This window comes from Pedobacter jamesrossensis, assembly GCF_042650905.1.
GTDB lineage: Bacteria > Bacteroidota > Bacteroidia > Sphingobacteriales > Sphingobacteriaceae > Pedobacter > Pedobacter jamesrossensis.
This window is the reverse complement of the sequence record NZ_JBHSBY010000146.1, coordinates 179,012-191,498: the sequence shown is the minus strand read 5'-3', so window position 1 is coordinate 191,498 and position 12,487 is coordinate 179,012. Positions and strand designations below refer to the sequence as shown.

General features: G+C 35.3%; 9 protein-coding genes. 6 read left to right on the top strand and 3 right to left on the bottom strand.

From position 1 onward, the window contains the following. Nucleotides 1-4 precede the first annotated feature (4 nt). Complete coding sequence (locus ACFOUY_RS21540) at nt 5-259, top strand: DUF6814 family protein (protein ID WP_378963361.1); 255 nt, start codon at nt 5-7, stop codon at nt 257-259. 257 nt (nt 260-516) lie between these two features. Here the strand turns inward: ACFOUY_RS21540 and ACFOUY_RS21535 are convergent, their stop codons facing one another. Then, on the bottom strand, nt 517-1,701 hold the full coding sequence (locus ACFOUY_RS21535) for a class I SAM-dependent rRNA methyltransferase (RefSeq protein WP_378963360.1): 1,185 nt from the start codon (nt 1,699-1,701) through the stop codon (nt 517-519). Nucleotides 1,702-1,781: 80 nt separating this feature from the next. Continuing rightward, complete coding sequence (locus ACFOUY_RS21530) at nt 1,782-2,816, bottom strand: LacI family DNA-binding transcriptional regulator (RefSeq protein ID WP_378963359.1); 1,035 nt, start codon at nt 2,814-2,816, stop codon at nt 1,782-1,784. Between the two features lie 266 nt (nt 2,817-3,082). Here ACFOUY_RS21530 and ACFOUY_RS21525 point away from each other — a divergent pair, with 266 nt between their 5' ends. The 5 genes from ACFOUY_RS21525 (at nt 3,083) to ACFOUY_RS21505 (ending at nt 11,598) form a co-directional block, all read left to right on the top strand. After that, nucleotides 3,083-6,271: a SusC/RagA family TonB-linked outer membrane protein gene (locus ACFOUY_RS21525; protein WP_378963357.1), complete on the top strand. Its 3,189-nt coding sequence runs from the start codon at nt 3,083-3,085 to the stop codon at nt 6,269-6,271. Between the two features lie 22 nt (nt 6,272-6,293). Beyond that, entirely contained in the window at nt 6,294-8,090 is a 1,797-nt protein-coding gene (locus tag ACFOUY_RS21520; RefSeq protein ID WP_378963356.1) for a RagB/SusD family nutrient uptake outer membrane protein, read from the top strand. Nucleotides 8,091-8,101: 11 nt separating this feature from the next. Further along, complete coding sequence (locus ACFOUY_RS21515; protein WP_378963355.1) at nt 8,102-9,667, top strand: DUF4957 domain-containing protein; 1,566 nt, start codon at nt 8,102-8,104, stop codon at nt 9,665-9,667. A 169-nt stretch (nt 9,668-9,836) separates the two neighbouring features. Then, nucleotides 9,837-10,853 carry a pectinesterase family protein gene (locus ACFOUY_RS21510; RefSeq protein WP_378963354.1) on the top strand — a complete coding sequence of 339 codons (1,017 nt, stop codon included), beginning with the start codon at nt 9,837-9,839 and terminating at the stop codon, nt 10,851-10,853. 7 nt (nt 10,854-10,860) lie between these two features. Continuing rightward, nucleotides 10,861-11,598, top strand: coding sequence for a rhamnogalacturonan acetylesterase (locus ACFOUY_RS21505; protein WP_378963353.1), 738 nt, complete (start codon nt 10,861-10,863; stop codon nt 11,596-11,598). A 38-nt stretch (nt 11,599-11,636) separates the two neighbouring features. Here ACFOUY_RS21505 and ACFOUY_RS21500 read toward each other — a convergent pair whose 3' ends face one another. Then, nucleotides 11,637-12,374, bottom strand: a complete 738-nt coding sequence (locus ACFOUY_RS21500) for a class I SAM-dependent methyltransferase (protein ID WP_378963352.1) — start codon at nt 12,372-12,374, stop codon at nt 11,637-11,639. Nucleotides 12,375-12,487 lie beyond the last annotated feature (113 nt).

Here is a 12,487-nt window from a genome sequence, read left to right as displayed (position 1 = left end):
CATTATGAACGCGATAAAGAAATTTTTAGGATTGGGTTGGATGGTTTTAGGACCTTTGGCAATGACTTTTTTATTTATTCAGGCAATTGATAAAGTAGGCTTAACCCATACAAGTATAGAAAGAACAAATACCATTTTGCAATGGGGCATTATTCTCTTTATTTTCTTTCCAATAAGCTTGGGTTTAATGATTTTTGGTTTTTATGCATGGAAAGGCGAGTACGAAAAATTGCCTGAAAGTTTGGAGGAGATTAGTTGATTCTTTAATGCAACACTTAGCCTGTTAGAAATTAATATAAAACTTAAATAACATCTTCGATAAACTAACATTGACGTTATATAAACTGATGTTTTAAACCATGTAAGGCATCTAAGAAAATCTAAGCTGCTTCACGGTCTGTGTCTTCAGGGAACATAATCATTCATTCCCTTAGTTTACTTAGAGTTAATGTCACTTATATTGATTTTTATGAAATAAATTACCCCCTCAGACTGACAAACTGGTATTACTTGGCTTTACAAAACTCTTAATAATAAACCTTTTAAATATTCTCCTTCGGGAAAGGAAATTCGAACTGGATGGTCTTCTGGCTGGCAAAATTGTTTAATAATTTGAACTTCTTTGCCTGCATCTAAAGCTGCCCAGGCGATAATTTGTTTAAAAGTATCGATATCTACTGCGCCAGAACAAGAGAAAGTAGCCAGTAATCCACCTTTTTCTAAAAGCAGCATTCCTAAACGATTTAAGTCTTTATAAGCTCTTGCTGCTCTATCTAATGCTGAGCGAGACGGCGCATATTTTGGTGGATCTAATATAATAACATCGAATAATTCACCCGATTCTTTGAAAGTTCTTAATTGCTTATTTACATCAGATTGTATCGATGTAATTTTGGTTGAATCGAATTTATTTAATTCTACATTTTGTTTTAATGTTTCAAGTGCTAAACCCGAACTGTCTACACTTGTAATGCTACTTGCATTGTTTGCTAAACTATTTAAACTAAAACCGCCGCTGTAACTAAAGCAATCTAAAACTTTTTTACCTTTTGTATAGCTGGCTAAAATTTTTCTGTTATCTCGCTGGTCGCAATAAAAACCAGATTTTTGACCTTCGGCAATATTAATATTATAGGCAATGCCATTTTCTTTAACCTCTAAAAATTCTGGAGGATTTTCGCCCCATAGCAATCCGTTTTCAATTGGTAAACCCTCATGTCCGCGAGCGGTTGCGTCACTTTTATCAAAAATGCCTTTTGGATTTAATTCTGCCTTTAAAATCTCAACAATATCATTTTTGACCTGCTCAATACCAGAGCTTAAAATCTGTAGTGAAAGGAAATTTGCATATTTATCAACGATTAAACCTGGCAGAAAATCGGCTTCGCTGAAAACTAATCTGCATGTATCTGTTTTATCTGATAAAATAAACTGGCGTGAAGCAATAGCCTGTTGCAAACGATTTTGGTACCATTCTTTATTTATAATTTGGTTTTCATCCCATTCTAACAGTCGAACTGCAACACGCGAGTTGCCATTAAAATAGCCGTAGGCAAGAAATTCATTATCAAATGCAAATACTTTTACAACATCGCCATCCTCTGGTTTTCCTTTAACTTTATCTAAAGCACCAGAAAATACCCATGGATGTCTTTGTAATGCTGCCTTCTCTTTGCCCTTTTTTAATACGATTTCTACCATGGCGCAAAGGTAATAATTTATTTCTTGCAAGTCTTAAGCAGGCTCAGGCTAAACAGCGTCATGAATGCATACTAATTCTTTTACAAAAACCTATTTCCAAATTGCTTTTGCATTCTAATCAGTTCAGTGTCCAATACTTTTGTTTCGAACTCGGTTACAGGTCTTTTAGCCTCAATCATTGAAATAAGTAATTCGGTTGCAACCTGCCCAATTTCGAATGCTGGTTGTTTTACTGAAGTTAAAGAAGGACTAAATAATTCAACCAGATTAGAGTTTGTAAAACCAGCTATTGCAATTTTATGGGCAACTTCTGGATTTGTTTTTCTCAAAGCCATGATGCAACCAGTTGTAAGGCGATCACTTGATATAAAAATGCCGTCGGGTTGCAAGGGCAAAAGTTCTTTAACAGCCTGTTCAAGTTCCACACTATGCATTCCGCCATGTTGACAATATTTAACTAACTCGGGCTTGAATTCGATGTGGTATTTTGCCAACGCAGCTTTGTAACCTTCTAATCTTTCTTTAGTGTTCGAAAGTGTTTCTGAATTTGTAAGATGAGCAATTACTCTCTTACCTGATAGAATTAAGTGTTCAGTGGCATCAAAAGAACCTTTAAAGTTATTTGCAATTACTTTATGCGTTTCAAAATCATCGGGTACCCGATCAAAAAATACAATTGGCAAACCTTTCGAATATAAATCCCGGAGGTAATCAATATCTTGAGTTTCTGATGAAAGCGCAATCAATAAACCATCAATAGAACGAGATGCTAAATGCTCCACATTTAATTTCTCTTGCTTATAAGATTCGTGACTTTGAGAAATAATTACATGATAATCTTTTGCATAGGCAATGGATTCAATACCATTTATAACCTGAGAAAAAAAATTATTTGCAATTTCACTTACAATAATTCCGATAGAATAACTCCTTCTTTCTTTTAAACTACGGGCAATAGGATTGGCTCTGTAATTTACTTTTTCTGCATAAGCCAGAACTATCTTTTTGGTTTCTTCGCTAATTTCATAACGATCTCGTAAAGCTCTGGAAACTGTAGAAGTGGAAAGTCCTAAAGCTTTTGCAATATCTTTTATAGTTGAAGTTTCGAATCTCATTTTATGTACTTGCCCCCAAGTTACAAAAAATATATGTCCTGAGCCCCTTAAACCTGATTTTAAATAAACGTCTAAAGTACGTTTTTGGGAACGTTTGCACAGTTTTTTGGTTAAAACTGATTTCAAACGGTTTTAAGTTTGTAAAATTGTTATACCAACGTAACCAAATATTAACGAAGAATATTTCTATAACTAAGAATTTTATTCTAAAATCAAGCATTTGCGAGCGTTTCTAGAAAAACCAAATATTCAAATAAATAGTAGTTATGAGCAGAATTTTACTCGTTTTATCATTTCTGGGCTTTTTTACAATTTCTTTAACTCAGGCGCAAACAAAGCAGTTTACTGGAACGGTAAAAGATAAGGCAGACGGACAACCATTAGTTGGCGTAAGTGTTAGTGTAAAGGATTCTAAAAATGGTGCAAGTACCGATGCAAAAGGTGTTTTCCAGTTAACAGTTCCGCAAAAGGGGGCAATTTTAACTTTTACTTATGTAGGTTATAAAACCCGAACCATTACCTTGGGCGATCAAACCAAGCTAGAAGTTACATTAGAAGAAGATGTAAATAACCTACAGGAGGTTACCGTTAACATTGGTTATGGCACCATACGTAAGAAGGACTTAACAGGTGCAGTATCATCAGTTAGTGCAGAAGTTATCGCGGCTGCGCCAGTTTCATCGGCATTAGAGGCTATTCAGGGCAGAGTTGCAGGGATAAGTATCGCCACTACAGAAGGTTCGCCCAATGCTGATTTAGTAGTTAGGGTTAGGGGTGGAGGTTCGATTACCGGCGATAATTCGCCGCTTTATATTGTAGATGGGTTTCCTGTAGCATCTATTGCAGATATTGCTCCGCAAGATATCGAAACCATTGATGTGTTAAAAGATGCGTCTTCTACTGCTATTTATGGTTCCAGGGGAGCTAATGGTGTTATTCTGGTAACAACAAAGAATAGCAAGGATGGTAAAACTTCGGTAAGCTATAATGTATTTACAGGGATAAAACAATTAGCCAAAAAATTAGATGTTTTAACTCCTTTAGATTATGTAAACTGGCAATATGAACGGTCGCTATTAGATAAATCTCCAAATGATTACACACAGTATTTTGGGAATTATCAGGATATCGATTTATATGGAAATGTACCAGCAAACGATTGGCAAGAAATTGTTTTTGGCAGACAAGGTACAACCTTCAATCAAAATTTAAATATTAGTGGAGGTGGAGAGAAAACTAAGTATAGTTTAAGCCATAGTTATGTTAAAGACAAGGCAATTATGCAGTTGTCTGATTTTGAACGACAAAATATTAATTTTAAATTAAATCACAAATTATATAAAGGGTTAACACTCGATTTCGGATTAAGATATGCTGATACAAAAACGAAAGGTGGTGGCGCAAATGAACAAAATGAGGTGTCATCTGCAGATTCTCGATTGAAAAATGCCATGCTCTACCCTTCATTTCCTGTACCAGGTTTAACAACTACTACAGAAACAGATGATGAATTTAATTTGTATAATCCACTAATTTCAATTTCTGATAACGATCAATACATTCATCGTAAAACATATAATATTAATGCAGCAATAAGTTATGATATCCTTCAGGATTTAAGAATTCGATCTGAAGTAGGTTATGATGGTTATAGAAATGATCAAGATCGTTTTTATGGTACTACAACTTATTACGTTAGAAATGTTCCTGCAGCCGAAAACCAAAACCTTCCTGCACTAATCTTAACCAATTCTAACAGAAACAGTTTAAGAAATACAAATACCTTAAATTATAATTTTAGTAAAATTTTAAATAAAGACCACAACCTTAATGTTTTATTAGGACAGGAGTTTATTAAAACAGAACAAGGTGTATTAACGAATGTTGTTCATGGTTTTCCAAAATCGTTTTCTTTTCAAGAGGCAAGGGTTTTGTCTACTCAAGGTAAAGCAAATTCAATTGATAATAACTTCTCTCCAGATGATAAGCTGTTATCTTTCTTTGGAAGAGCAAATTACGATTACTTAGGTAAATACTTATTGAGTGCTACATTTAGGGCAGATGGTTCATCTAAATTTTCTTCAGAAAATCAATGGGGGTATTTTCCATCAGTGTCTGGTGCGTGGCGAATTTCTCAGGAAGATTTTATGAAGGGTACAAAATCTTGGTTAACTGATTTAAAGTTTAGAGCAAGTTATGGTACTGCAGGGAACAACAACATTCCTTCGGGCCAAATGAATCAAACTTTTCAAAACTCGGTTACAACTTGGGTTAATGGTTTCAACAATTATTGGGCTGCATCTAAAACAATGGCTAATCCTGATTTGAAATGGGAAACAACAATAACTAAAAACCTGGGATTAGATTTCTCCTTGTTTAACTACAAACTTACTGGTACTATTGATGCTTATTTAAATAAAACAAAAGATTTACTATTACAGTTTCCGGTTGCAGGTACTGGTTACGATTTCCAATATCGCAACATAGGCTCAACTCAAAATAAGGGACTTGAATTTTCATTAAATTGGAATGCAGTTAGAAAAACAAATTTCGATTTAAGTTTTAGTGCGAATATAAACTTTAACAGAAACAAAGTACTATCATTAGGTTCTATTAAAAATATTAACGGCTCATCAGGCTGGGCTTCAACAGAAATTGGGGTAGATTATTTAGTAGAAGAGGGTGCTTCTGTTGGCCGTATCTATGGTTATCGTAATGCTGGCCGTTACGAGGTATCTGATTTTTCTGGTTATAATGCCGCATCAGATACCTGGACTTTAAAACCAGGGGTAGTAGATGCAACTTCATTTATTGGTACAATTCGTCCGGGTTCTATGAAGATAACAGATATTTCTGGCGATGGGAAAATTGATTTGTCTGATAGAACGGTTATCGGCAATGCCAATCCATTAAATACTGGTGGTTTCTCTATTAACTCCAGGGTATATAGTTTCGATATTGGCGCTTACTTTAACTGGAGCTATGGAAATGATATTTATAATGCAAATAAAATTGAGTATACCTCAACCAGTAAATATAGTTCTAGAAACATGATTTCTACGATGGCAAGTGGTAACCGCTGGACAAACCTTCGGGCGGATGGAACAATTAGTAACGACCCAGCAGAACTTGCAGCCATGAATCAAAATACAACTTTATGGTCGCCATATATGAAAACATTTGTATTAAGCGATTGGGCTGTTGAAGATGGTTCATTTTTACGACTATCTACTTTAACATTAGGCTACACCTTACCAGATAAAATTTCTAGTAAATTAAAAATGAAGAAGTTAAGAGTATACGCTTCGGCATATAATTTATGGTTATTAACAAACTATACAGGTTTTGATCCAGAGGTTTCTACAAGACGTCAAACCAACCTTACTCCTGGTGTTGATTACTCTGCTTATCCAAAAAGCAAATCGTTTGTTTTTGGTTTAAATGTTAATTTCTAGTCTAACAATTTATTTAAAGAACATGAAAAAGATTATATATACACTTTATATCATAACAGCAATCACCATTGTAAGTGGCTGTAAAAAAGTATTGGATGCGCCAACTAAATCATCATTAGACGAATCTGTTATTTTTTCTACTCCAGGTTTAGCAGAGGGTGCTATTGCCGGAATTATTCAGTCATTTGGCGAAACCAATTCTTACCGTGGTCGTTTCCTTGTGTTTTATGGGATTAATAATGATACAGAAGTGAACAATGCTTTAAAGGCAACTACTGATGATAAATCAAGGCTATCTAATTACAATGCTAATGTGAATAATGGCCAGATGAACACGGATAATAATGCCTGGGCTAAATTTTACGAAGGTATAGAGCGAGCTAATCTCGCTATTCGCGGAATCAGAACTTATGGTAAAATTGAAAGTAATCCGCAAATGGCACAAATACTAGGTGAGGTGTTAACACTAAGAGCGGTGCTGTATAATGATTTAATTAAAGGCTGGGGTGATGTGCCGGCTCGTTTCGAACCCATTACAACGGCTACAACATATTTAGCCAGAAGTGATAGAGATGTTATTTACAAGCAGTTATTAGCAGATTTAGATGAGGCAGCCGGTTACTTGCCTTGGCCAAATGACAACGCTACAACTAGTAAAGTAGAACGTGTAAGCAAAGCCTTTGCCAAAGGTTTAAGAGCTCGTTTAGCTTTAGCTGCCGGAGGATATGCACAGCGCTTGGACGGAACGGTTCGTTTAAGTAATGATCTAGAATTATCGCATGATAAAACCTATGCTATTGCAAAAAAGGAATGTTTGGATATTATTAATAGCAATAAATTACGTCTTCTAGGTTTTGAAGAGGTATTTAGAAAATTAAACGAAGAAGGTGGTGCAGCTGGTTTGGAGTCGATGTGGGAAATTCCTTTTAGCGAAGGTAGAGGCAGAGTTATTTTTGATTTAGGAGTTAAACACCTTAAAACGGATAAATATACTGGTCAAAATAAAGGCGGTACAAACGGCCCTAACCCAATCATGCTGTATGAGTATGAAGCAGGCGATGTGCGACGAGATGTAAGCGTAGTACCATACGAGTGGGATGGTGGTACTGGTGATACTGGTGGTTACCAGGTTCCATCTAGTTTAGGAAGATTATATTTCGGAAAATATCGTTACGAGTGGATGAAGAGAAGAGTTACATCTACAAATGATGATGGCTTAAACTGGATGTATATGCGATATGCAGATGTTGTATTAATGGCTGCAGAAGCAGTTAATGATTTAGATGGCCCAGCTGCTGCAGCTCCTTATTTGAAAATGATACGTGATAGAGCTTTTCCAAATGATGCAGCAAAAGTTGTTACCTATATGGCAACTGTAACCGCTTCAAAACAAAGTTTTTTTAATGCTATTGTAAATGAAAGAGCGCTAGAATTTACCGGAGAAATGCTTAGGAAGGGTGATTTAATTCGTTGGAATTTATTAAACGCTAAAATTGCTGAAGCCAAAACTAAGTTACAGCAGTTGGAGGCCAGACAAGGTAAGTATGCGGCTCTTCCTTCAAAAATTTATTATAAAACTGCAGCAAATGGCGAAACAGTTCAGATTTATGGTCTAAATTTCGGTGATACCGATGCTCAAGGTGCTGCTTTAGGGTATACTTCAAATAAAGCATGGACACTATCAGCAACAGGAGATGCTACTACTTATTGGGATGCTTTAGCTGTTAAAGATCCAAATGCACAACAAGTTTGGCCAATTTGGCAAGTATTCCTCGATTCATCTAATGGGTTGTTAAATAATAAAAACCTGAACTTATAACAAATATCGCCATGAATAAAATTAATATACAAGTAACTTTTCTCTCCCTATTTGTCTTGCTTTGTTTTTCGGGCTGTAAGGACGGTATTACTGAAGAAATAACTAAACTAGAGGTTGATAGAGCATTTTCACCAACCGGTTTAACCGCAACTATTGTAGACAAGACAAGTATTAAATTGGTTTGGAAAGCTGTAAATAATGCCAAAACTTATACCGTAGAAATATTTGAAACGCCAGATTTTTCTGGTACTCCAGTAAAAACAGTAGATAATATTACTTTTTTACAGGTTCCTTACACCGTTACAGGTTTATCAGGCGATACTCAATATTCGATAAGGGTTAAGGCGTTAGGTGATGGTGTTACAGATTCTAAATATGTTACTGCTACTGTTAAAACAGATGCAGAACAAATTTTTCAAGCTGTTAATGCAGCTAAGCTTACTTCAAATTCTGTTGCTTTAAACTGGCCTGCAGGGCAGACCGCTACTGCTATTACATTAACTCCAGGCAATATTACCCGCGTTATTTCAGCGGCCGAGATTGCAGCAGGAGAGGCAGTAATTACTGGTTTAACGAGTGAAACCTTGTATACTGCTAAGTTAATTAACGGTACGAAAACCCGAGGTACGATTACTTTTACAACTTTGTTAGATTTGGGCGGTGCTATACCGGTAACACCAGCAGATAATCTATCGACCCTACTTGCAAATGCAAATGCAGGCGATGTTTTTGCTTTATTTCCTGGTACATATAATATCAATGCGGATGTTACCATATCAAAATCTATCTCTATTAAAGGGGCTAAATCAACTGATAAACCACTTATTAAAGGTTTAGTACTTAGAGTTAAGGGAAATGCCGCATTATCATTAAAAGATTTGGATATTGATGGTACTGGAGCATTAAATGGTAATCAGACCATTATTTATGATGAGGCTTCTGATGCAGCATATGGCAGTTTGAACGTAGAAAATTGTAGTATTAGAAATTATGTGAAAGGATTGGTTTATGTTAATGTTAAAACATTAATAGAATCGGTTGTATTTAAAGGTAATTTAATTAGCAATATAGAATGTAATGGAGGCGACTTTATCGACTTTAGAGCAGGTTTGGCTAAAACAATAAACTTTACGAACAATACAGTTTATGCATCGGCAGCGGCAAGAGACTTATTTAGAATGGATCCTGCGGGCTCTACAAATTTCCCTGCATTTACCTCGGTAATAACAATTGCGACAAATACTTTTAATGGTATTTGCAACGGTGCTGCAAATAGGCTTTTATATGTGCGTTTAGCGAAACATGAAATTTATTTTTCAAAAAATATTGTTGCTAATTCTGGTGGTATTTTAACTAATCAAGCATCTACAATTATAGTACCTGCTAATTTTACGGCGAATAACTACTATAATGCTCCTACTTATACAGCAGGTAGTGTTACGGCGGGTGCTAAATATGATACAGGAACTTTTACAGCTTTAAATCCTGGATTTACCGATATTAATGCCGGGAATTTTAAAGTCAATCAGTCTGATTTAAGAGCAAATGGTGTTGGCGACCCACGCTGGTTAAATTAGCTTTTATTAATTAAGCTGTATCACAATTATAAACTTGTCATTTGAGCATAGTCGAAGAACCTTTTAATTTAAATTAAGGCATTTCGACAGGCTCAACGTGACAAGTTTTTTGGATAATCCGAATTATGATATGGCTCTTTTTATTGAAAATAAATTATGCATTTATAAAATGAATAAATCAGCCTTTTTAATCTTTTTAACTTTTTTAGCTTCTACAGTTATTTGCTTGGAAACAAGCGGACAGAATAAAATTTATCCCTCTAAAATTGAAGTTGCGCAAGATGGAACAGGTAATTATGAAACCATTCAGGAAGCGGTAAATGCTATTAGAGATTTGGGCGAAAAGGAAGTTAAAATCCATATTAAAAATGGAACTTATAAGGAAAAGCTAATCATCCCATCCTGGAAAACTAAAATGTCGCTTATTGGAGAAAGCAAAGAACATACAATAATTTCTTTTGATGATTATTCAGGAAAAGCATATCCGTTAGGAAAAGAAGAATTTGGAACATCTAAATTTACAACCTACAATTCTTATACTGTTTTGGTTGATGCAGATGATATAACTCTAGAAAATTTAACCATTATTAATACTTCCGGTCGCGTCGGGCAAGCGGTTGCTCTACACGTTGAAGGAGATAGGTTTAAAGCAAAGAATTGTAGCTTTTTAGGTAATCAGGATACGTTGTATCCTGCAACTGAAAATAGCCGGCAGTATTATTTTAATTGTTATATTGAAGGTACTACCGATTTTATTTTTGGTAAAGCAACGGCTGTGTTTCAAAATTGTACAATCAAAAGCTTAACCAATTCTTACATTACAGCTGCTGCAACTTCTGCCAGACAAAAATTCGGGTTTGTGTTTTTAAACTGCAAACTAATTGCAGATTTATCGGTTACTAAGGCTTATTTAGGAAGGCCTTGGAGACCTTTCGCCAAAACTGCTTTTTTGAATTGTGATTTAGGCAGCCATATTCTCCCCGAAGGTTGGAACCCATGGAAAGGAGATAACATGTTTCCTGATAAAGAAAAAACGACTTATTACGCAGAATATAAAAGTATTGGTAAAGGTGCATCGCCAAAAACTCGTTTATCCTGGAGTAAACAATTAACAGATAAAGAGGCTAAACTTTACACTATACAAAATATTTTATGCCGCAATGATAATTGGAATCCATTAAAATAAAGAGAATATGAAGAGAAAAATGATTTTAGCTTCAACCGCTATATCTTTTATTTTAGTATCATTTACGCTTATCCAAAGTAAAACAACTATTTATATAATTGGCGATTCTACAGCGGCAAATAAACAGGCAAAAGCTTACCCGGAAACGGGCTGGGGAATGGAATTGCAATCATTTTTCGAGAGCACAGTTGTGGTTGATAACAGAGCACTTAATGGTAGAAGTACAAAATCATTTAAAGCCGAAAATCAATGGCAACCTATTTTAGAAAAACTATCACCTGGCGATTACGTTTTTATTGAATTTGGGCATAATGACGAAAAAATTGATAAGCCGGGAACAGGAACATCATTGGCTGAATTTAAAACCAATCTGGTTAATTACGTTAATGAAACACGAAGTAAAAAAGCAATTCCGGTTTTGCTTACCCCAATTTCAAGAAGAAGTTTCAAGAATGGAGTGTTAACAGACTCGCATGGACATTATCCTGATGTAACCCGAAAAGTCGCCGATTCTTTAAAAGTTCCGCTAATTGATATGTTGGTGAAAACAGAGGGTTTGCTAACTAAATTAGGTGATGTTAAATCGATAAAATTGTTCAACTACGTTGATTCTGGCAATGTAAATTATCCTACAGGAAAAAAGGATGATACACATTTAAGTCCTGATGGTGCAAAGCAAGTTGCAGGCTTAGTGGTAAAAGGAATTAAAGAGTTGAGATTAGATTTGTTGAAGAAGTTGAAGTAAGCTCATTTTTTAAATTTGACTAATTTGATAAATTGTCTTTATGCTAATCTTCCAATCCGCAACAAAATCGGGAAATGAACATCTTTTTCAGCATCATTTCCCCACGCCTCTTTTAACTCGGTAAACATATATTCCAATGGGTTTCTGTCGTTGGCTTTTTTGTAATGCTGCAATGAGGACCAGGTGTTTAAATAACCAATCATCTGGTTAAAATTCCACGAAGTCTTAATTTGAAAGTGAGGTGGCGTAATTTCATCAAAAGGAAAAGGAATTGTTTTATAACCCTCCTCAATGTACCTACGTTCCGGATCCCAGTATTTTCCTAGAATGTCTTCGTAAAGTTTATGGACCACCTTATCTACCTTTTTATCGATAAACATTACGCCATAACCAATTACAGCAATAAGCCCCTCGGGTTTTAAAGTGCGTTTTACTTCACTATAAAACTCTTCGAAATTAAACCAATGGATGGCTTGTGCAACGGTAATCAAATCAAAGCTGTTATCGGGTACGTTTATTTTTTCGGCAGGTTCAACGTTGTAAACAATATTTGGCATTTTTAGTGCCTGGCTTAATTGTTTTTCGCTAATATCTGTCGCATAAATGCCTTTGAAATGTTGCGCTAAAACTCTTGCTACTTGCCCGTTTCCGGTAGCACAATCCCAGGCAGCATCTTTGTTTTTAACTAAAGTAAATAAATAATCGTATAGCTCTTGTGGATAAGTTGGACGATAAATGGCGTATTCGGCAGATTGGGTGGAAAAGTTATCTTTCATATTTGAAATGAGTGGATGATAGATTGAATGCTTGAGTTCGTGATTTTTTTAATACGTTCTTGCAAATCCGTTACGCTCAAACTATCTTACAATTTATACTAAAATAAACAAAA